The organism is Serratia oryzae (assembly GCF_001976145.1).
Taxonomy (GTDB): Bacteria; Pseudomonadota; Gammaproteobacteria; order Enterobacterales; family Enterobacteriaceae; genus Chania; species Chania oryzae.
The window spans coordinates 569,915-591,823 of the sequence record NZ_MOXD01000002.1; the positions used below are offsets into that span (position 1 = coordinate 569,915).

A 21,909-nucleotide genomic window follows, 5' to 3' on the forward strand; every position below is an offset into this window, starting at 1 on the left:
AGATAGCATGGTAACCGACTATTTACCGCTGCTGTTGCAGGGGGCCGGGCTTTCGCTGTGCGTAATGCTGTTGGCGCTGGTGTTGGCATTGTTGCTTGGCCTGATCAATGCGGCTATCAAGCTGTTTGGCCCGCCCTGGTTACGCTGGCTGTCGACTGGCTATACCACGCTGGTGCGCGGCATCCCTGAACTGGTGATCATGCTGCTGCTGTTCTTCGGCGGTGAAATGCTGGTGAACGGCCTGCTCGGGCTGTTGGGCGTTGGGCAGGTGCACTTCAATACCTTTATCTCTGGGGTATTGGCGATAGGCTTTGTGTTCGGCGCTTACTATACCGAAACCTTCCGCGGCGCATTTCAGACGGTGGATCACGGTCAGTTGGAAGCGGCCATCGCCTATGGGATGCGGCCTGGGCAGGTGTTCCGCCGCGTCATGTTGCCGCAGATGCTGAGTTTTGCCATTCCCGGCATCAACAATAACTGGCTGGGGCTGATGAAGGCCTCGGCGCTGGTGTCGATTCTTGGGCTGGAGGATATGGTGTGGCTGGCGGAGCAGGCCGGGCGGGCGACCCAGAAACCCTTCCTGTTCTATTTCCTGGTATCGCTGATCTACATGGTGATTACCGCGCTTTCCAGCTGGCTGTTTAACCGCCTGGCGCGGCGCTATGCGCTGTATTCTTCAACGGCCAGGGACATCTACTGATGAATCTGCAAACGATCCTGGATACGCTACCCGCGTTCTTATGGAGCGACGGTAACGATGCTACCGGGCTGGCGGTGACCGCCAGGCTATTCCTGCTGTCGGTGGTGCCCGGCATGCTCTTGGCGGTGCTGATGGCGGTTGGCCAGGTTTATGGCCCGCGTCCGCTGGCGATGCTGATCCGCAGCCTGAGTTACTTTTTCCGCAGCACGCCGCTCTACCTGCAATTGATGCTGATTTACTACGGCCTGTCGCAGTTCGATGTGGTGCAACTGGGTTGGCAGAACGATCAGCCATTCTGGCTGCTGTTCCGCGATGCCACCTTTTGCGCCACGCTGGCACTGGTGCTGAACACCAGCGCCTATGTGACTGAGCTGCTGGCCGGGATGATGGTCACTTTTCCACGCCAGGAATGGGTAGCCGGCGAGGCCTTTGGCATGAGCCGTGCGCAGATTATCCGCCGGTTGGTGTTGCCGGCAACCCTGCGGCGCGGGATCCCGGCGTTAAACAATGAGATGGTGTTTCTGCTGCACGCGACGTCTTTGGCCAGCACCGTCACGCTGTTGGATATCACCGGCGTAGCACGCTCTGTTTATGCCGCGACCTATTCACCGTTTATTCCCTTTCTGCTGGCGGCAGCGCTGTACCTGATCTGCACCTTTGTGCTGATTTTCCTGTTCTCACGTGCCGAACGGCGCTGGCTGGCGTTTGCCCGCCGCAGTTGATTGCAGCTTCAGTTCAGGAACGTTTGATGGTTTGCAGCTCGGTGAGGGTCATGATTTTATCCACGCGGAATTTTTTGCTGGTCAGCCAGGTATCGGCTAACTGCCGGTAGTGTTCCATGCTTTGGCAGCCGATGCGCACCAGAAAATCGAAGCTGCCGCTGACCAGCCAGCAGTCCAGCACCTCTGGCGCTTGGCGCATTTCCTGCTCAAATGCCGACTGCGACTGGCCGTGATCGACCAGCGCAATCTGTGCCTGAACCACAAACGCATGCTCCGGTTCTGGCAGCTCAATCAGGGTGCTGTAACCGCGGATAATACCGGCGCGTTCAAGTATCCGCACGCGTTCCAGACAGGGGCGCGGTGTGAGGTTAACCTGCTCGGACAGCTTGCGGTAAGAAATACGGCCATCGCGGCGCAGTATTTCAAGGATTTTTTTATCAATTCGGTCAAGCTGCGTTTTCTTTTCCATAGATGGGACGTCCAATGAAAATCAATCACCATAACCTACCTGAACACGCGCTGGGCGGACAGCGCCGATTAACCAGTTTTCATTTCGGCCAACGCGGCGTGGGGAAGAAAATATACCTGCAGGCGAGTTTACATGCTGATGAAGTGCCAGGAATGCTGGTGTTGCATTATCTGAAAAGATTGCTGTGCCAGGCGGAGCGGCAGGGCGATATCCGCAGTGAGATTGTTGTGGTGCCGATCGCCAACCCGATTGGGCTGGCGCAGGTGCTGCTCAACGGGGGCGTTGGCCGTTTTGATCTGGTCAGCGGGGGCAATTTTAACCGGGATTTCCCCGATCTGGCGCAGCGGGTGCGGGATTCCTTACTGGCGCAGAGCTTCAGTGATGCCAGCGATTACCGGCAACGGGTGCGCAGTGCCATGATCGCAGCGCTCGGCGCAATGCCGATCCGCTCAGAGGTGGCCGCGCTGCGCCAGCAACTGCTGTTGCTGGCGTGTGACGCCGATCTGGTGCTGGATCTGCATTGTGATGACCAGGCGATTTTGCATATGTATGCCGATCCGGCCTATCGCCAGCAGGCGGAGATATTGGCGCGTTTTATGGATATCGGCACGGTGCTGCTGTCGCAGGACAGCGGCGGCGGCTCGTTTGATGAAGCCTGTGGCCTGCCTTGGCATCGCCTGGTGGCCAGCCAGACGGAGTGGCGCCAGTTTGGCCTGGGGTGCATGGCGGTCACGCTTGAACTGCGTGGGCAGCAGGATGTCAGCCACGCGTTGGCCAGCAACGATGCCGGGCGTCTTTACCGTTATCTGCAATATTACGGCGCGATCGGCGGCGAGCCACCGGTAGTACCGGAGCAGGAAACGTTGATGTTGCCGTTTAGCGCCGGTGAGATTGTGCGTGCGCCCGCCAGCGGTATTTTACTGCTGCTGCGCCAGCCGGGGGATTGGGTCGATGCACATGAGATCGTGGCCGAAGTTATCGATCCGCTGACGGATACGGTAACCGCCGTGTATGCCCAGGCTGGCGGCCTGATCTATGCCTGCCGCAGCGCGCCGTTTGTCACCTTGGGAGCAGAGATTGCTAAAATTGCCGGGAAAACGCCTTACGCGGGAGGCGGTGGGCTTGCCGCCTGAGGTTTTTACCCGTCCATCACGTAGGTATGGCTAATCAAAGCCCTCACCCCGGCCCTCCCGAAGGGAGAGGGGGAAACCAGACTAGTGTTTTCTACCTTCTTGGCCAGTGTACCCCTCTCCCTCGGGAAGAGGGGTAGGGCGAGGGGAGATGGTGGTGATTAACTTGGTATCTGCACCCAGCAGTTTGGCTTTTTTCTACCTAACGACCATTTACAGCAGGTCTGTTGATGGCACTAATGGCACCCGCGTTGACATGGCATTCAAGGCGATCAAATGCAGTATTTCACTCACCGTGGTGCTGCAGTCTGGCAAGACGGAAACGCTATATTTTTCCGCTGACTTGGAAATGGCGGTATGGGTAACGCAGTTCTGCGTCATCATGCCGCAGATCCACAGATCTGTCACCGCCAGCCGCTGCAGTTCTGCTTCCAGCGTAGTGTGGAAGAAGCTATCGGCGAACGCTTTTTTGACCACAATGGCATCAGGCGCTGCGGCAAGGATCTCGGGATGAATATCAGCCCCTTCGGTGCCTTCATTAAAGAACGGCGCGATGCCTTTGCTGCCGTCGGCAATATGTTGCACCAGGATAACGGGAATATTCGCCTGATTCGCTTTACCGATTGCCGTTTTGATATTTTCCAGCACACTTGTGGTGTTCCACAGCGGAAATTTACCCTGTGGGAAGTAGTCATTCTGCAAATCTATGACGATCAATGCGGGGTTGGTATGTACAGCCATGATGGTTGCCCTCTTACGGATTATGTCAGCTCTTTTTAGCCGCAGCACTACGCTTTTCTGTCGCCAGCTTGTGCTCAAGTTCCACCAGTTGCTCCGGCGACACCGCCGGGTAACCCTGCGCATCTTCCGGCACGTTGTGCATCGAAGAGATTGGCAGCAGCGGGCCAAGGAAGCGCGGCTCGCGTTTGAGAATATACAGATCGGTTAAGGCTCCCAGGCGTGCAAAGATCTCACGGGCGCGCACCGTCATCATGTCTTTCGGTGACGGTACGGCATAGCATTGTGCCTGAATGCCCATGTGCAGCGCGATAAACAGCGCACGTTCGCAGTGGAAACGCTGGGTGATAATGATGAAATCGTTGGTGTCGAACACTTTACGTGTGCGCACAATTGAGTCGAGGGTGCGGAACCCGGCATAGTCGAGCACGATATCACTCGGCGCAACGCCAGCTGCGATCAGATCGCGGCGCATGGTCATGGGTTCATTGTAACTTTGCTGGGCGTTGTCACCACTCAGCAGCAGGTATTTCACCTTGCCGCTGTTATAGGCGTTGATCGCCCCCTGAATTCGATAGCGGTAATACTGATTGATCACGCCAGTACGATAATATTTGGCGGTCCCTAGCACCACACCAACCTGGCGATGCGGTAATCCTTGCAGCTCGTCATAAACGTAGGGTGCGGTTTGCCAGCTTATCCAACGATCGAGCGCGATAGCCGTTACCATCAACAGCGAAATGATGATTAACAGGCCAATTATCAGGCGTTTCCACATAGTGATGCCTTACGCGCTTAATGACTGAAGTAGAATTCAAGGCTACTTTACCTGTCTGGCTGAAGCAAGCGCTCCACCGTCCGCAGCAGGTAATACGCTGTATTTTTCAGCGTTTGCTTCAGATGCGGCCATAGGCGGGAGAATCGGGGGCATAATGTTGCCCCCAATCTTTAACGCTTAGAACGATGTGCGTTTGTAGCTGCGGTACTGCGGGCGCCAGAAGTTGTGCTCAATGGCTTTTGACAGCGCCTCTTCCGAAGTCACTACCGCCACCCCTTGCAACTGCGCGGCTTTGCCCACTTCCATGGCAATGCACTTGGATACGCCCTGAATATCATCGATATTGGGCAGCAGCGCACCGTGGCCATCGGTAGCCAGCGGCGAGCAGTCGGCCAGCGCACGGCTGGCGGCCATCAGCATTGCGTCGGTCACGCGCGTTGCGCCAGCGGCCAGAACGCCCAGGCCAATGCCAGGGAAAATGTAGGAGTTGTTGCACTGGGCAATCGGGAATACCTGCTCTTTGTAGACAACCGGCGTGAACGGGCTGCCGGTGGCCACTAACGCAGCACCTTCGGTCCAATTGATGATGTCTTCCGGCCGTGCTTCCACGCGGGAGGTAGGGTTGGACAGCGGCATGACGATCGGGCGCGGGCAGTGCTTATGCATTTCACGGATCAGCTCTTCGGTGAACAGCCCCGGCTGGCCGGAAACGCCGATCAGGATGGTCGGTTTGGCGTTGCGTACCACTTCCAGCAGGGAGATGGCATCGCTTTCCACTTGCCAAGCGGCCAGGTTTTCGCTTTTTTGCACCAGCTTGCTCTGGAAGTCGAGCAGGTTTGGCAGCTTATCGGTGAGCAGGCCGAAACGATCGACCATAAATACCCGTGCCCGCGCTTCTTCTTCGCTCAAGCCTTCAGACTTCATCTGAGCGATGATCTGTTCGGCAATACCGCAACCGGCGGAGCCAGCGCCGAGGAAGGCCACGGTTTGATCGCGCAGTTGGCTCCCAGCGGCGCGGCTGGCGGCAATCAGGCTGCCGAGCGTGACGGCGGCGGTGCCCTGAATGTCGTCGTTGAAGCAGCAGATTTCATCACGATAGCGGTTGAGCAGCGGAGTGGCGTTGTTCTGGGCGAAATCCTCGAACTGCAGCAAGACGTTTGGCCAGCGGCGTTTAACCGCCTGAATGAACTCTTCGACAAACGCATGGTATTCGTCGCCGGAAATGCGCGGGTGACGCCAGCCCATATACAGCGGATCGTTCAGACGCTGCGGATTATTGGTGCCGACATCCAGCACCACCGGCAGCGTGTACGCCGGGCTGATGCCCCCGCAGGCGGTGTACAGCGAGAGCTTACCGATCGGAATACCCATACCGCCGATCCCCTGATCGCCCAGGCCAAGGATGCGCTCGCCGTCGGTTACCACAATCACTTTCACGTTCTGTTTGGTGGCGTTTTGCAGCATATCATCAATGCGATCGCGGTTCGGGTAGGAGATAAACAGGCCACGGGCACGGCGATAGATATCCGAGAAGTGCTCACAGGCTGCGCCCACCGTTGGCGTGTAGATGATCGGCATCATTTCACTCAGGTGCGCTTCCAACAGGCGATAGAACAGGGTTTCGTTGGTGTCCTGAATATTGCGCAGGTAGATGTGTTTGTCGTTATCGTTCTGAAAATCCTGGTACTGACGATAAGCGCGTTCAACCTGTTCTTCAATGGTTTCCACCGCTTCTGGCAGCAGACCGTGCAGGTTAAAGTGGCTGCGTTCCTCTTCGGTAAAGGCGCTGCCTTTATTGAGTAACGGGAATTCCAACAGTATAGGGCCAGCGTAAGGGATGTAGAGAGGGCGTTTGCTTTCGTATTCAAGTTCCATCAGTTTTGCTCTTAAACGTATCAGATAGCCGTAATAGCCGTAGATCCTAAAAGATCGGCAGAATATGTACAGCAATTGTTATGAGTTTATGACGTAAATTGATGCAATTATCGGCGGTTAAACGGTTTTTAACGAAAGGAGGGCGGAACTCATCGTTTCCGCCAAGGGTTCAGAAAGTGATCCGGCTGACATTCTGGCAGCCTAGCGCGGCCAGCGTGGCCTGAGTGGCATCCCACTGCGTCAAAATAGCGCTCTGCGCTTCCGCCAACAGCGCACGGCGGATTTTCTGGCAGTCGCCACCGGAAAGATTCATCAACACCAGTGCGGCCTGCAGCGGTGGCAGGCTGGGGTTGAAGGCGGCGTTTTCCGCATAACGGCCCGCATACAGGGTGCCATCTTCGGCCTCCAGCGCCACGCCGCTGTGGGCGTTGCTGTAAGGCGCATGGCTGCGGTTGGCCGCCGCCAGCGCGGCTTTTGCCAGTTCATCATCCAGCGTTAGTTGGAAGCCATGATCGATCGGGCTCATCAAGCGTTCATTGATCTCAAGATCCTGCGGGCCAAAGGCATACGGCAGGTAATCCCCCAGAGTGGCCGCTGCGCGCCCAGGCTGCAGGATTTGCAGATCGGTGCCGCTGTTGAGCTCATTCATAAATTGGCGGCAATGGCCGCAAGGGGTGTAGTTGACGGTAATGGAAACCAGCCCGGTTTCACCCCGCAGCCAGGCGTGAGTGATCACCGACTGTTCTGCATGCACGGTTTGCTGCAGCGGCGCACCGCCGAACTCCATATTGGCACCCAAATACAGGTTGCCACTGACGCCGCGTGCCACAGCCCCTACGTGAAAATGAGAGATGGTGGCTAACGAGTAGGTGGCAGCCAATGGCAGCAGAGCAAATGCCAGAGCATCATCATCCAGCCCGCAGTGTTGCTTGATCGCCGCTACCTGATCGGCCTGGAACATAGCAGGGAAATCAGGCGTATCAAGATAAGGCCGCAGGGCGGATTGCAGTGCTGCAGGCAGTTCGCTGTAAACAGTATGAAAACGCGGGTGCATAGAAAGTCTCTCTACAGGTTAACGGGATAGACCCATCATTCATCAAGATGCAGGGCGGCTGTTTAATTTGTCGTTCAGTGATGGCCTATCTGCATATCGAATGCTGCTGGGTAAAATAGTCTAGGTAACCTTCTCACAATAAAGTGTGATTATCGTCTTTTTATTGATGAAATAAATGCAATTAAAATGGAGTTTACGAGACTTATCGCAAGTTTTTGTGATTACCCCAACAAATGCAGCAATATTGGGAACAGGAACGGTGCAATCAGAGACGTGATGATGCCGCAGATCACCAGTGCCAATGAGCTGAACGCGCCTTCCTGATAATCTATTTCTGCGCTGCGTGCGGTGCCCAGCGCGTGTGAGGCGGTGCCCATGGCTAAACCGCGTGAGGATTTGGTGCTGATTTTCAGCAGATTAAGCAATGAATGGCCGAAAACCGCCCCCAAAATACCCACTATAATCACGCAGACCGCGCTGATGGCGGGGATGCCGCCAAGCGACTCTGCGATAGCCATGGCGATCGGCGTCGTCACTGATTTGGGCATGATAGATGCCGCGATATCCGGCTTGGCCCCCATTAATAACGCAATCGCGCCGCCGCTGATCATCGCGGTCATACTGCCAATAAAGCACACGATAATGATGGACTTCCAACGGGCGCGGATCTGATGGAGTTGCTCGTAAAGCGGAAAAGCGAGCGCTACGACCGCCGGTTGCAGAAGATCATTGAGGACTTTACTGCCCTGAAAATAGCGTTCGTAGGGCATCTTCGTCAGCAACAGCAGAGGAATGATCACTGCCATGGAAACCAGCAGTGGGTTCAGCAGCGGCATCTTAAGCCATTGTGACAACTTGCGGGCGCCGAAGAACACCAGCAGCGTCAGCGGTAAAGACCACCAGATATCATGGCTCATTTCTTGCTCTCCGCGTTCTTGCCGTTGCTGAGAGCAGGGCGTTCGCGGTGGAAATAGTGAGAGGTATAACCGACCACCACAAACACCAGCAAGGTGCTGAGCAGGCATGACACCACTAACGGGCCGAGATCGTCGATAATCTGGTCGTAATACTGCATCACACCGATGCCGATCGGCACGAACAGCAACACCATGTAGCGGATAAGCAGTTGGCAGCCGGGCTTGACCCATTTAGCGGGCAAGATTTGTGAAGAGAGCAGGGCAAACAGGATCAGCATACCGATGATGCTGCCGGGGATGGCAATGGGTAATAGCGCAGCAACGGCGTTTCCGGCAAATAGGCTGAGATAAATCAGCACGATGGCCCTGGCATATTTCCAGCACTGCATGAATACGTTACCCATAACCCCTTCCCATTTAATCTGACGCATTCATCATACAATTAAATTGTGAGCTAAACCACAAATGCATCATGAGGGCGCGTTATGAAGCATGTGTCACTTCGGCAGGAACCCGGTCCGTTTAAGTGTAGCCGCTGTGCTTATTCCAGGTTATTGAGAGGGATAAGTGTTCGCTGTTGTTCCGCTAACCGGTGGCCCAGAAAGAAGAACAGCAGGCTGAATAGCGCCGCCGCAATTAACACCAGGAACATCACCGGCGGTGGCGTATAGCTTAGCAGGAAGCCACACATTACCGGGTTGATCGCACCGCCCAGATTGCTGAGGCTTTGTACTCCGTAATAGCTGCCTTTCAGGTGTGCAGGGGCGATAAAGTCGATAAATAGATATTCAACCGGGATAACGATGATCTCCCCAAGGGTGAAGATCGCCATCGCTACCGCCCATAACCACAACGATTGCCCGGCCAGCAAAAAGCCGATCAGCCCCAGAACAAAGAACAGGGTCCCCAGTGCCAGCCAGCGCAGCATGTTGTCCTGGCGCATACCCCGGCTGAACAGATATTGCAGTGCGATCACGATGCAGGCATTGACGATCATTACTACGCCGATGACTTGATAGGCGAATTCGGCGTTGGCGGTAGTGATCAGGTACTGAGATAAATAGCCAGTGAACTGGCCGAAAACAACTGCACCCAGCGCACTGCCGATGGTGAAATAGATCAGCCGCCGATCGCTGCGCAGAATGCTTAGCGTCTGGCGGAAATTCGGCGCGGCAACCGGCGTGGCATGAGGCTCTGCCAGTGGTGGGGGAGGCTGGTGGCGCATCCGCAAACTCAGCGCTACGACGGTGAATAGCGCCAGCGCACCGGAGAGGTAGAACGGCAGTAGCGGGCTGTAACCGGCAACCATAACACCCAGTGATGAGCCGACGGCCCAACCTACGTTAACCAGCGTGTAATTCATCGAGAAGGCTTTGATGCGCTTAGTGACCGGCAGCCAGTGAGCAAAGCAGGCTTTGATAGCGATGCCAAGTACCGCATAGGCCGTATGCAGAATGGCTAATACGGCGATGATACCACCGGAGCCTGGAACCCAGGGAATGGCGAAGAAGCTCAGGGAAAACAGCAGGATGGCTAGCAGAATAAGGTGGTTTTTATTAAAACGATCGACCAGATAGCCGCCATAAAAACTGCTGATGATGCCGATCGTCAGGCTGATACCGAGGATAACCCCTACGCTCTTCGGCAGCAGGTGGAAGTGCTCGGTAAGATAGATAGTGATAAAGGGCAGCGTGACACCGCGACCAATAGTCAATATTAACGAGCTTGCCAGCAACGTGTTGATCAGCGGGGGGAATCCCTTCATAACCTACCCTGTTAATGCATACAGTCTTGATACATTAACTGATTTTGTCGCCCAGAGAAGAGGAGAACTGAAAAATTGTTTAAAAAAAGGGGCGATGTTCGTAGCCCGTCATAAAGCTCCCCGGCAAGTCATGATGGATTGACGACTTTTTTGGAATCGGGAGCGCAATGTGCGCTTGAATAGGGAGTAAAAGCGAAAGGGGGGCGATAGGCTGTGTTGCGGAGGTAGTCATGAAGGCAGTCACCGTTTTAAGCACCGCTCGTCGTTTAAGATCCTGTATGACAGAGGCAGAAAAAGCGCTGTGGCTGCAACTGCGCGATCGTCGGTTCACGGGGTTTAAATTTCGTCGGCAATGCCCTATCGGGCCTTATTTTGCAGATTTTCTCTGCTGGCAAGCCCGGTTGATTATTGAGCTGGATGGAGGGCAGCATGTGGAGCAGGTTGTTTATGATCGGCAGCGGACCCGTTTTCTTGAGCAACAGGGATTTACGGTGATTCGGTTTTGGAACGATGAAATTTTCCAAAATTGGGAGGGGGTTGCGCAGATTATTTTGCAGCATTTGCAGAGCCGCCCCTCACCCCAACCCTCTCCCCGAGGGAGAGGGGGAAAAGGACGTTAGGTGGGGCGTTTGGGGTTGCATGATCATAGCCGCCAAGTGTGGGGGGCATTGCAGAGATTGACACTGAACAGTCTCCTCTCCCCGAGGGAGGGTGAAAGTACGTTAGGTGGGGTGTTTGGGGCTGCATATCACAGCCGCCAAGTGTGGGGGTGTATTGCAGAGATTGACACTGAACAGTCTCCTCTCTCCGAGGGAGGGTGAAAGGACGTTAGGTAGGGCGTTTGGGGCTGTATATCACAGCCGCCAAGTGTGGGGGGCATTGCAGAGATTGACACTGAACAGTCTCCTCTCCCCGAGGGAGGGTGAAAGGACGTTAGGTGGGGTGTTTGGGGCTGTATATCACAGCCGCCAAGTGTGGGGGGCATTGCAGAGATTGACACTGAACAGTCTCCTCTCCCCGAGGGAGAGTGAAAGGACGTTAGGTAGGGCGTTTGGGGCTGTATATCACAGCCGCCAAGTGTGGGGGGCATTGCAGAGATTGACACTGAACAGTCTCCTCTCCCCGAGGGAGAGTGAAAGGACGTTAGATAGGGCGTTTGGGGCTGCATATCACAGTCGCCAAGTGTGGGGGGCATTGCAGAGATTGGCACTGAACAATCCCCTCTCCCTGGGGGAGAGGGCTAGGGTGAGGGGACTTAAACGGGGGCTTTACTTCACCTGCATACCCGGCTGTGCACCGCTATCCGGGCTCAGCAGGAAGATTTCTTTCCCACCCGGGCCTGCGGCCATCACCATGCCTTCGGAAATGCCGAAGCGCATTTTACGCGGTGCCAGGTTGGCGACCATAATGGTCAAACGGCCTTCCAACAGTTTCGGGTCCGGGTAGGCTGAACGGATACCGGAGAAAATCTGGCGCGATTCGCCGCCCAGATCCAACTGCAGCTTCAGCAGCTTATCGGAGCCTTCCACAAACTCGGCGCTCTTGATCAGCGCAATGCGCATGTCGACCTTAGCGAAATCGTCAAAGGTGATGGTTTCCTGGATCGGAGCGTCTGCCAGCGGGCCTGTCACGGCTTTCGCGGTGGCCATGTCTTCTTTCGATGAATCTACCATTTCATTCACTTTGTCGAGATCGATACGGTTGAACAGCGCTTTGAAGGTGTTCACCTGATGGCCCAACAGCGGTTGCTCGATAGTATCCCAAGTCAGCTCACAGTTAAGGAAAGCCTCGGTGCGCTCAGTCAGCGCAGGCAATACTGGCTTCAGGTAAGTCATCAGGATGCGGAACAGGTTGATGCCCATTGAGCAGATCGCTTGCAGATCGGCGTCACGGCCTTCTTGCTTCGCCACAACCCACGGCGCCTGCTCGTCCACATAACGGTTAGCCAAGTCGGCCAGCGCCATGATCTCGCGGATCGCCCGGCTGGTTTCGCGGCTGGCGTAGGCTTCTTCAATGCTGGCTGCGGCGTCGACAAAGGTTTGATACAGGGCCGGATCGGCCAATGTGTCAGCCAGTTGCCCGCCAAAACGCTTGTTGATAAAACCGGCGTTACGCGAAGCCAGGTTGACCACTTTATTGACAATATCGGCATTCACACGCTGCACGAAATCTTCCAGATTCAGGTCGATATCATCGATGCGTGAGGAAAGCTTGGCGGCATAGTAGTAACGCAGGCAGTCGGCATCCAGATGCTGCAGGTAGGTGCCAGCCTTGATGAAGGTGCCGCGTGATTTAGACATCTTCGCGCCGTTCACCGTCACATAACCGTGCACAAACAGGTTGGTGGGCTTGCGGAAGTTGCTGCCTTCCAGCATTGCTGGCCAGAACAGGCTGTGGAAATAGACGATGTCTTTACCGATAAAATGATACAGCTCGGTGGTGGAATCTTTGCGCCAGAACTCATCGAAGTCCAGATCGCCACGCTTGTCGCACAGGTTTTTGAACGATCCCATATAGCCGATCGGCGCATCCAGCCAGACATAGAAGTATTTGCCCGCTGCATCTGGGATTTCAAAGCCGAAATACGGCGCATCGCGGGAAATATCCCACTGCTGCAGGCCGGATTCGAACCATTCCTGCATTTTGTTCGCGACCTGCTCTTGCAGCGCGCCAGAGCGAGTCCAGGCTTGCAGCATGTCGCTGAATGCCGGTAGATCAAAGAAGAAATGCTCGGAGTCGCGCATTACCGGCGTTGCACCAGACACCACGGATTTCGGGTCGATAAGCTCGGTCGGGCTGTAGGTCGCACCGCACACTTCGCAGTTATCGCCGTACTGATCAGGGGCTTTACACTTCGGACAGGTGCCCTTCACGAAACGATCGGGCAGGAACATGCCTTTCTCCGGATCGTAAAGCTGAGAAATAGTGCGTTTCTTGATAAAACCGTTCTCTTTCAAACGGCTGTAGATCAGGCTCGCCAGTTCACGGTTTTCTTCGCTATGGGTGGAATGATAGTTGTCATAGCTGATACCAAAGCCGGCGAAATCCTGTTGGTGCTCGTGGCTCATTGCTGCGATCATTTCTTCCGGCTGGATGCCCATCTGCTGTGCTTTCAGCATGATCGGCGTGCCGTGCGCGTCATCCGCACAGATGAAATGAACCTCGTGGCCGCGCATTCGTTGGTAACGAACCCAGATATCTGCCTGGATGTGCTCGAGCATGTGGCCGAGATGGATAGAACCATTTGCGTACGGTAGCGCGCACGTCACCAATATTTTTTTCGCGACTTGAGCCATAATGAGAACTTGCTTTCTGTAATGAATAAAAGGGGTTTTGATGTTAACCGATCGCGCTCTTTGCTGCCAGAGTGGTTTCTTTCGGGTTAGACGCGCGAGTTACCTCACAGTTCTGATATGCTTGTGGCGATGCTATTCATTCAAAAAAATCAAGGAGCCGGGATGAACGCAAAATCCCCCGAGCAGACCAACCCTGAAGTTCTGCGTGCCCTGGTGACCGGTGTATTGGCCGCCTTTGAACACCCGACGTTAAAAAATAACCTGACCGCGCTGAAAGCGATCCATCACTGTGCAATGCTGGATCAGGTTCTGCATATTGAACTGATTATGCCATTCGCCTGGCGCAGCGGTTTTGCCACGCTGAAAGCGACGGTCAGTGATGAGTTGCTGCGCGTAACGGGCGCAAAATCTATTGACTGGAAACTGAAACAGGATATCGCCACCCTGAAGCGGGCCAACGATCAGGCCGGTGTGAAGGGCGTGCGTAATATTATTGCCGTCAGTTCCGGCAAGGGCGGGGTGGGTAAATCCAGCACCGCCGTCAACCTGGCGCTGGCGCTGGCCGCAGAAGGGGCTAAGGTCGGGATCCTCGATGCCGACATCTATGGCCCGTCGATCCCGAATATGCTGGGCACCGAACATGAGCGGCCAACGTCGCCAGATGGCCAGCACATGGCCCCGATCATGGCTCATGGGCTGGCAACCAATTCCATCGGCTACCTGGTAACGGACGACAATGCCATGGTCTGGCGTGGCCCGATGGCCAGCAAGGCGCTGCTGCAACTGCTGCAGGATACGATTTGGCCGGATCTGGATTATCTGGTGTTGGATATGCCGCCAGGTACTGGCGATATTCAACTGACGCTGTCGCAGAATATTCCGGTGACCGGCGCGTTGGTGGTGACCACGCCGCAGGATATCGCCTTACTGGATGCAGCCAAGGGTATTGTGATGTTTGAGAAAGTGCATGTGCCGGTGCTGGGCATTGTCGAAAACATGAGCATGCATATCTGCAGCAACTGCGGCCATCATGAACCCATTTTCGGCACCGGTGGTGCAGAGAAGCTGGTGAAGAAATACAACAGCCGCCTGCTGGGGCAGATGCCGCTGCATATCTCGCTGCGTGAGGATTTGGATCGCGGTCAGCCAACGGTTATCAGCCGCCCTGACAGCGAATTTGCCGAGATGTATCGCCAACTGGCGGGGCGCGTTGCGGCACAGATGTACTGGCAAGGGGAAGCGATCCCGACCGAGATTTTCTTCCGCGCGCTGTAAAGCCAAGTCGTTGCTAATGCCAACCCGTAATGTAACCAGTTCCCTCTCCCTTGGGGAGGGCTAGGGTGAGGGGATGAACACCGCACTACAAGCCCCTCACCCCGGCCCTCTCCCACGGGGAGAGGGGGCGACTCCTTTAGCAATTGCACACGATTATGCAGTTTTGCGTTTAACTGACAAGGATTAAGCACCAGGCCGGGTTTTTTAATGGTGATGAGTGCTGGCTGCGGGTGTCGGTTCTTTGTGCAGAGCTGCGCGCACGAAAGGTTTATGCACGGGGGCGATCGTAACGGCAATCCGTTCCAGTAACGGTATCTCAAGGGATAAACGCTGGCGCCGTGCCGGTTAACTCCCTATAATCATCGGCTTTCAGTTCCCCCTTTCCTCACTATAAATCAGGTCTTTAATTTTATGACTGACAAGCCGCATCAGTGCGTCATTATTGGTATTGCTGGCGCATCTGCCTCCGGAAAAAGCCTTATCGCCAGTACCCTGTATCGTGAACTCCGCGATCAGGTGGGTGATGAACATATCGGTGTGATCCCGGAAGACAGTTACTATAAAGACCAGGCTCATTTGACCATGGAAGAACGGGTTAAAACCAATTATGACCACCCGAACTCCATGGATCACGATCTGCTGTTCCAGCACCTGCAAATGCTGAAAGCCGGTCAGGCGATTGAACTGCCGCTGTATAGCTACACCGAACATACGCGCAAGAAAGAGACGGTGCTTCTGCAGCCGAAGAAAGTCATCATTTTGGAAGGTATCCTGTTGCTCACGGACATTCGCCTACGCCAGGCGATGAACTTTTCGATCTTTGTCGACACACCGTTAGATATTTGCCTGATGCGCCGTATGAAGCGCGACGTGAATGAGCGTGGCCGTTCGATGGATTCGGTGATGGCGCAATACCAGAAAACCGTACGCCCTATGTTCCTGCAGTTCATTGAGCCTTCCAAGCAGTATGCCGATATCATCGTGCCGCGCGGTGGCAAAAACCGTATTGCGATCGATATTCTGAAAGCCAAAATCAGCCAATTCTTTGAATAACCCCCTTCAAGGGCTGGGAACCGTGTTTTTCCAGCCTTTGGCGAACTATTTGCGCCCTGACATAGACCTACGGGCCGTTATGTGGCAATTTTTGTATGAATTTGTACGCCTTGATGGAATGGAGATAACGAATGAGACTGTGCGACCGCGATATAGAAGCCTGGCTGGATAGCGAAAAACTGGCTATTTCGCCTCGTCCGCCGATTGAGCGGATTAACGGGGCCACGGTGGACGTCCGCCTGGGCAATCAGTTTCGCGTGTTCCGTGGGCATACCGCCGCATTTATCGATCTCAGCGGGCCGAAAGATGAAGTAGGCGCTGCGCTTGATCGCGTAATGAGCGACGAGATTGTGCTGCCAGAAGGAGAGGCATTCTTCCTGCACCCGGGTGAACTGGCGCTGGCGGTCACGCTGGAGTCGGTGACGCTGCCCAACGATCTGGTGGGCTGGCTGGATGGCCGTTCTTCTCTGGCGCGTTTAGGCTTGATGGTACACGTCACTGCACATCGTATTGATCCCGGCTGGCGCGGCCGCATCGTATTGGAGTTCTATAATTCAGGTAAGCTGCCGTTGGCGTTACGCCCCGGTATGCTGATCGGTGCTTTGAGTTTTGAACTGCTGACCGGGCCCGCAGCGCGCCCCTATAACAGCCGCCAGGATGCGAAGTACAAAGATCAGCAAGGGGCAGTCGCCAGCCGTATCGATAAAGACTGACAGCGCTGGATGTTTGCCAGTAGCGCGCTGATAAATGAGGATGGCATGAGAAGATTACTGACGGCTTTGGTGATTTTGCTGGTGGTGCTGGTGGCGGGTATGAGTGCTCTGGTGCTGCTGGTCAATCCGAATGATTTCCGTGCCTATATGGTCAAGAAGGTTGAGCAGCGTAGTGGCTATCATCTGACGCTGGAAGGCGATTTGCGCTGGCACGTCTGGCCGCAGCTCAGTATTCTGGCCGGGCGTATGACGCTGACTGCCCCAGGGGCCAAGGCTCCGGTGATCAGCGCCGAGAATATGCGGCTTGATGTCAAACTTTTGCCACTGATTTCTCATCAACTGTATGTCAAACAGGTGATGCTGAAAAATGCCGTTATCCGCCTGACCCCTGAGAGTGAAGAACAAGCCCTGCCAGGCGCACCGATTGCGCCCGGTGGCAACCAGGCCGATGACGCCAGTGAATCCGCGTGGAAATTTGATATCGATAACCTGCGGGTGGTGGACAGCCTGTTGATTTGGCAGCGCGCCAACAACGAGCAAATTAACGTTCGCGATATTAATTTAACCCTGCAACAACACGGTTTGCATCAGGCACAGATGGAGCTCTCCAGCCGGGTGAACCGCGATCAGCGCGATCTGGCATTCACGCTGGCCGCCGATCTCGATCTGCAGCAGTACCCCCGCCAGGTTAGCGCCAAAGTCACACAGTTCAACTATCAGCTTGAAGGGGCAGATATTCCGGCAGCAGGGATCAACGGCGAAGGCAGCGTGCAGATGGTGTACCAACAGTCGCCGCGGCAAATTGTGCTCAGCCAACTGGCGCTGAGTGCCAACGATAACCAACTGGCCGGTGAGATCGGCGCGCAGTTTGGCCCGACGCCGAGCTATACCCTGAATCTCAGCTCAAACCATCTCAATCTGGATGCGCTTTCGGGTTGGCAGAATAAAACCGCCGATGAAGCACAGGCAGCGCAGTCGATCACCTCTGCGCCGGTAATTGCTAACCAGGCAGAGGATCCGCAACAGAATCTGCAGATACTGCGTGATTTTAACGCTCAATTGAGCCTGAAGGCCGAACAGGTGGTATACCGTGGGCTGATCATTAGCCAACTGCAGGCCCAGGCGGATAACCAGCAGGGCTTGCTGACGGTAAAAAGCCTGTCTGGCAACGTGGCTGGCGGTGATTTTGCTTTCCCTGGCTCGCTGGATGTTCGTGGCAATAAACCGGTCATCAAGCTCCAGCCCAGGTTACAGCAGGTGGAACTCGGCGATGTGCTCAAGGCGTTCGGTATGCCATTGGTACTTACCGGTGCCTTCAGCATGCAGGGCGATTTGACGGGCGATCGCTTTACCGCCTCCTCTCTCGAACACCGTTGGCAAGGCACGGCTGAAATGGCGATGAAAAATGCCCAGCTGCACGGCTTGAACATTCAGCAGCTTATTCAGCAGGCGGTGGCCCGGAATGACAGCAGCGTGCGCGGGCAGGATAGTTATCAGCGTTATACCGAAGTACAACAGATCAGCACTAAGGGGAGCCTGCGTAACGGCACGGTGACTCTCAGCGATCTGAAGGCGGATTCCGCATTGCTTAGCCTGACCGGCGGAGGAACGCTGGATATGCCAGGCAAGCAGTGTGATATGACGCTGAACGTGCTGGTGACCGGGGGCTGGCAGGGGGACAATGCCCTGATTGCACAGTTGCGGAGAACGCCGATTCCACTGCGGGTGTATGGGCCGTGGGAACAGCTTAACTACCAACTGCAGGTTGAGCAGCTTTTGCGTAATGCGCTGCAGGATCGCGCCAAAGAAGCCCTGAATAAATGGGCTGACAAGAATAAAAATTCGCATGAAGGGCAGGATCTGAAGAAGCTGCTCGATAAGCTATAGCTGATGTGCCAGGCGTTTGCCTGGCCCGTGTGACGTGGTTAAGCACCCATGCATAAGGGCATGCTAAATGAATATAGAACGTGTTGATCTCGTTGCGGTTACCCCACCAGCCACTTTTCCGCAGGTGGCACCGGTCACGCTGACAAAAGAAACGATGGCCGAGCGCTTGGGCAAAGTTCTTGCCGGGATGAGGGCAGAACATTTTGATGCGTTGCTTATTTATGCTGATAAAGAGCATGGTAGTAACTTCGAATACCTGACCGGTTTTGTCCCGCGCTTTGAAGAAGGGCTGCTGTTGCTGGCAGCCAATGGCAGCGCCACCGTGATTCTCGGTAATGAAAATCTGAAAATGGCGCGGCATTCACGTTTGCCCGTTCAACTGCTCCACTGCCCCTACTTTTCTTTGCCGAATCAGCCGATGGATCATGAAAAACCGCTGCATGAACTTTTTAGCGCAGCAGGTTTGGGCAGCAAGCAGAAGGTCGGCCTGGTAGGGTGGAAAATGTTCACGGGCACCTTGGGGAATCAACAAACGCTCTTTGATCTGCCTTATTTTATTGTTGAATCCATCAAGCAGAGCCTTGCTCCAAGAGCAGAGCTGGTCAATGCCACCCATCTGTTTATTGGCGGAGCATATGGTGCCAGAACCACGAATAATGCCAATGAAATCGCCCACTACGAGTACGGTGCTAACCTTTCTTCGAGCTGCATGATGGATGCCATGGATAGCGTTGCCGTTGGGCGCAAGGAGGCCGATCTCGGGCAGCGGCTCACCGCGCAAGGGCAATACAATACGGTGGTCACTATTGCCGCTACGGGGCAGCGGTTTGAAAACGCAAACTTTTACCCAACCCACAAAGTGATTCAGCGTGGGGATCCGCTGTCGTTGACCACTGCCTATAAAGGGGGGTTATCAAGCCGTAACGGGTTCGTGGTTGCCGATGAGAGTGAATTACCCGCTAACCAATCTGACTATCTGGCGAGAGTTGCCAAACCTTATTACCACGCGGTTGCAGTTTGGCTGGAAAGTATCCGTATCGGCATGAAAGGCGGCGAGCTTTATGCGCTGATCGAGCAGGTATTACCCAAGAAAGAGTATGGCTGGCATTTGAACCCAGGGCACCTCGTTGCGGATGAAGAGTGGATGTCTTCGCCTATCTACCCGCTATCGGAAGAAAAGATCAGCAGCGGTATGATGCTCCAGATTGATATTATTCCGTCTATAGCCGGGTATACCGGCGTCAGTGCCGAAGAGTGCGTGGCGGTTGCCAGCGCTGAACTTCAGGCGAACATCAGGCAGGAGTACCCGCAGCTTTGGGCGCGGATCGCCAAACGGCGCGAATATATCCAGCAGGTGCTGAATATCCGCCTAAGTGACGATGTGATTCCCCTATCCAATACGGTGGCTTACCTTCGGCCCTTTTTCCTGGCCAAAGATAAGGCATTAGCGATACGCAATTAAGAAGACGGCTTGTCGGCTTAATATTGGTCAGTTAAGGCTAACCCTCTCCGCTGGGGTGAGGGTTTTACGTGGCATCCAGATAGCCTGAATGACCTTTCCCGCCTGAAGTTTCATTATTTCCTGATAGTTTCCTCCCGTAACCTTGATGAGTGTCATAATATTCTGTACCGATCTTCGGCAGAGTGTGACGCTATTCTGTGGTGATGGCGTGTTTAGTAGAAACAAAATAATTAAATCGAGGGATTATGTTAGAGCTTCTGATTGGTGCATTGGTAGCGGTGGGGGTCGGCCGTTACATAATCAAAGGTTACTCGGCCACTGGGGTGCTGATGGTTGGGGGCTTGCTGCTATTGACGATCAGCGCATTGATGGGCAAAAGCGTTTTGCCTGCCAGCGCCACGTCAACCGGCTGGCGGGCAACCGACATTGTCGAGTATGTGAAAATCCTGCTGATGAGCCGCGGTGGCGATCTCGGCATGATGATCATGATGCTGTGCGGTTTTGCCGCCTACATGACGCATATTGGCGCCAACGACGTGGTGGTGAAGCTGGCATCGCGCCCGCTGCAAATGATCAACTCCCCTTATCTGTTGATGATCGCCGCCTATTTTGTCGCCTGCCTGATGTCATTGGCGGTGTCTTCCGCCACCGGGCTGGGTGTGCTGTTGATGGCGACGCTGTTCCCGCTGATGGTGAATGTGGGTATCAGCCGCGGTGCGGCGGCGGCGATCTGTGCTTCCCCAGCGGCGATCATCCTTTCACCAACCTCCGGTGATGTGGTGCTGGCGGCCAAGGCGGCTGAAATGCCGCTGGTGGATTTTGCCTTCAAAACCACGTTGCCGATTTCGATTGCCGCCATTGTCTGCATGGCGATTGCCCATTTCTTCTGGCAGCGCTATCTCGATAAGAAAAACAATGAGCAGCATCATATTGTTGATGTGAGCGAAATCACCACCCATGCACCGGCTTTCTACGCTATTTTGCCGTTTACGCCGATCTTGGGGGTGCTGGTGTTTGACGGCAAATGGGGCCCTGAGCTGCATATTATTACCATATTGGTGATCTGCATGTTACTGACTGCGGTGATCGAGTTTATCCGCAGCTTCAATGCCAAAACCGTATTTGCTGGCCTGGAAGTGGCTTACCGTGGCATGGCGGACGCGTTTGCCAGCGTGGTGATGCTGTTGGTGGCGGCAGGGGTATTTGCGCAGGGGTTAAGCACCGTTGGGTTTATCAGCGGGTTGATCGGCCTGGCTCAGTCGTTTGGCACGGGTGGCATTATCATGATGCTGGTTCTGGTGGTGATCACCATGCTGGCTGCGATGACTACCGGTTCGGGTAATGCTCCTTTCTATGCGTTTGTCGAACTGATCCCTAAATTGGCTGCACAGATGGGGGTGAATCCGGCTTATCTGGTGATCCCGATGCTGCAGGCATCAAACCTCGGCCGAACAATGTCACCGGTTTCTGGTGTTGTGGTGGCGGTCGCCGGGATGGCGAAGATCTCACCGTTCGAGGTAGTGAAGCGGACTTCTGTGCCGGTTATTGTTGGGCTGATTGTGGTGGTGGTGGCGACAGAGCTGCTGGTTCCGGTGCGCTGATCGGCAATGCTGGGCGGTTTTGCGCGGAGAGGGGGATATTGCTGCACCGAAGCCCCTCACCCCGGCCCTCTCCCCCAGGGAGAGGGGGAATGCCAGCGAGTTGTCCCTTTTTGAACCGAGGGGAGCATAGCGCTAAGGTTGTTCATCCCGGATTGTTTGCCAGGTGGGGAAGGAGGCACCGCTCAGTTCCCTCCCCCTTGGGGAGAGCGGACTTCTGTGCCGGTTATTGTTGGGCTGATTGTGGTGGTGGTGGCGACAGAGCTGCTGGTTCCGGTGCGCTGATCGGCAATGCTGGGCGGTTTTGCGCGGAGAGGGGGATATTGCTGCACCGAAGCCCCTCACCCCGGCCCTTGTATGTTTGTAGTTGATGTAAAAAGATAGGTTGTACCGTGTTCTTACCCGGCGTGGCAGCACGTACGCCCTCTGGGACACCAAGCCCGTGGGAGAGCTTATTGCGCCACGTCGGTTTCATGA

20 protein-coding genes are annotated in these 21,909 nt (G+C 55.0%); 11 read left to right on the top strand and 9 right to left on the bottom strand.

Features of this window, described 5'->3' with window-relative positions; all coding sequences use genetic code 11:
* Window positions 1-7: 7 nt before the first annotated feature.
* On the top strand, window positions 8-700 hold the full coding sequence (locus tag BMI79_RS05865; RefSeq protein ID WP_076941199.1) for an ABC transporter permease: 693 nt from the start codon (window positions 8-10) through the stop codon (window positions 698-700).
* Window positions 700-1,422 carry an ABC transporter permease gene (locus BMI79_RS05870; protein WP_076941200.1) on the top strand — a complete coding sequence of 241 codons (723 nt, stop codon included), beginning with the start codon at window positions 700-702 and terminating at the stop codon, window positions 1,420-1,422. Before BMI79_RS05865 ends, BMI79_RS05870 begins: the two co-directional genes overlap by 1 nt.
* 13 nt (window positions 1,423-1,435) lie before the next feature.
* On the opposite strand, the gene BMI79_RS05875 is transcribed toward BMI79_RS05870, so the two are convergent.
* Window positions 1,436-1,891, bottom strand: coding sequence for an Lrp/AsnC family transcriptional regulator (locus BMI79_RS05875; protein WP_076941201.1), 456 nt, complete (start codon window positions 1,889-1,891; stop codon window positions 1,436-1,438).
* A 14-nt stretch (window positions 1,892-1,905) separates the two neighbouring features.
* Here BMI79_RS05875 and BMI79_RS05880 point away from each other — a divergent pair, with 14 nt between their 5' ends.
* Window positions 1,906-3,024 carry a succinylglutamate desuccinylase/aspartoacylase family protein gene (locus BMI79_RS05880; RefSeq protein WP_076941202.1) on the top strand — a complete coding sequence of 373 codons (1,119 nt, stop codon included), beginning with the start codon at window positions 1,906-1,908 and terminating at the stop codon, window positions 3,022-3,024.
* Between the two features lie 210 nt (window positions 3,025-3,234).
* On the opposite strand, the gene BMI79_RS05885 is transcribed toward BMI79_RS05880, so the two are convergent.
* The 7 genes from BMI79_RS05885 to BMI79_RS05915 form a co-directional block, all read right to left on the bottom strand.
* A complete protein-coding gene (locus BMI79_RS05885) occupies window positions 3,235-3,762 on the bottom strand; it encodes a cysteine hydrolase family protein (protein ID WP_076941203.1) in 528 nt (175 codons plus the stop codon).
* A gap of 25 nt (window positions 3,763-3,787) precedes the next feature.
* Complete coding sequence (gene sanA, locus BMI79_RS05890) at window positions 3,788-4,537, bottom strand: outer membrane permeability protein SanA (protein WP_076941204.1); 750 nt, start codon at window positions 4,535-4,537, stop codon at window positions 3,788-3,790.
* A 177-nt stretch (window positions 4,538-4,714) separates the two neighbouring features.
* Entirely contained in the window at window positions 4,715-6,412 is a 1,698-nt protein-coding gene (locus BMI79_RS05895) for an NAD-dependent malic enzyme (RefSeq protein ID WP_076941205.1), read from the bottom strand.
* A gap of 169 nt (window positions 6,413-6,581) precedes the next feature.
* Window positions 6,582-7,466 (bottom strand): cytidine deaminase, encoded by an 885-nt coding sequence (cdd, locus tag BMI79_RS05900; RefSeq protein WP_076941206.1) that lies wholly within the window; start codon window positions 7,464-7,466, stop codon window positions 6,582-6,584.
* 221 nt (window positions 7,467-7,687) lie between these two features.
* The gene (locus tag BMI79_RS05905; protein ID WP_076941207.1) at window positions 7,688-8,383 is read right to left on the bottom strand and encodes a CidB/LrgB family autolysis modulator; all 696 of its coding nucleotides are present in this window, start codon (window positions 8,381-8,383) and stop codon (window positions 7,688-7,690) included.
* On the bottom strand, window positions 8,380-8,787 hold the full coding sequence (locus BMI79_RS05910) for a CidA/LrgA family protein (RefSeq protein ID WP_076941208.1): 408 nt from the start codon (window positions 8,785-8,787) through the stop codon (window positions 8,380-8,382). Before BMI79_RS05910 ends, BMI79_RS05905 begins: the two co-directional genes overlap by 4 nt.
* A 137-nt stretch (window positions 8,788-8,924) precedes the next feature.
* Window positions 8,925-10,148, bottom strand: coding sequence for an MFS transporter (locus BMI79_RS05915; protein ID WP_076941209.1), 1,224 nt, complete (start codon window positions 10,146-10,148; stop codon window positions 8,925-8,927).
* A 230-nt stretch (window positions 10,149-10,378) separates the two neighbouring features.
* Here BMI79_RS05915 and BMI79_RS05920 point away from each other — a divergent pair, with 230 nt between their 5' ends.
* Window positions 10,379-10,768, top strand: coding sequence for an endonuclease domain-containing protein (locus tag BMI79_RS05920; protein WP_076941210.1), 390 nt, complete (start codon window positions 10,379-10,381; stop codon window positions 10,766-10,768).
* A 648-nt stretch (window positions 10,769-11,416) separates the two neighbouring features.
* On the opposite strand, the gene metG is transcribed toward BMI79_RS05920, so the two are convergent.
* Window positions 11,417-13,444 (bottom strand): methionine--tRNA ligase, encoded by a 2,028-nt coding sequence (metG, locus tag BMI79_RS05925; protein ID WP_076941211.1) that lies wholly within the window; start codon window positions 13,442-13,444, stop codon window positions 11,417-11,419.
* Window positions 13,445-13,606: 162 nt separating this feature from the next.
* Between metG and apbC the strand changes: the two genes are divergently transcribed.
* From apbC to BMI79_RS24375, 7 genes are all read left to right on the top strand, one after another.
* Window positions 13,607-14,719: an iron-sulfur cluster carrier protein ApbC gene (gene apbC / locus BMI79_RS05930; RefSeq protein ID WP_076941212.1), complete on the top strand. Its 1,113-nt coding sequence runs from the start codon at window positions 13,607-13,609 to the stop codon at window positions 14,717-14,719.
* Window positions 14,720-15,130: 411 nt separating this feature from the next.
* Window positions 15,131-15,772, top strand: coding sequence for a uridine kinase (udk, locus tag BMI79_RS05935; RefSeq protein WP_076941213.1), 642 nt, complete (start codon window positions 15,131-15,133; stop codon window positions 15,770-15,772).
* Between the two features lie 131 nt (window positions 15,773-15,903).
* Window positions 15,904-16,485, top strand: coding sequence for a dCTP deaminase (gene dcd, locus BMI79_RS05940; RefSeq protein WP_076941214.1), 582 nt, complete (start codon window positions 15,904-15,906; stop codon window positions 16,483-16,485).
* 45 nt (window positions 16,486-16,530) lie between these two features.
* The gene (gene asmA / locus BMI79_RS05945) at window positions 16,531-18,372 is read left to right on the top strand and encodes an outer membrane assembly protein AsmA (protein WP_076941245.1); all 1,842 of its coding nucleotides are present in this window, start codon (window positions 16,531-16,533) and stop codon (window positions 18,370-18,372) included.
* A gap of 67 nt (window positions 18,373-18,439) precedes the next feature.
* Entirely contained in the window at window positions 18,440-19,834 is a 1,395-nt protein-coding gene (locus BMI79_RS05950; RefSeq protein WP_076941215.1) for a M24 family metallopeptidase, read from the top strand.
* 245 nt (window positions 19,835-20,079) lie between these two features.
* Window positions 20,080-21,435: an anaerobic C4-dicarboxylate transporter DcuC gene (dcuC, locus tag BMI79_RS05955; protein WP_076941216.1), complete on the top strand. Its 1,356-nt coding sequence runs from the start codon at window positions 20,080-20,082 to the stop codon at window positions 21,433-21,435.
* Between the two features lie 156 nt (window positions 21,436-21,591).
* Window positions 21,592-21,717, top strand: a complete 126-nt coding sequence (locus tag BMI79_RS24375; protein WP_279626658.1) for a hypothetical protein — start codon at window positions 21,592-21,594, stop codon at window positions 21,715-21,717.
* The last annotated feature ends 192 nt before the right edge of the window (window positions 21,718-21,909 follow it).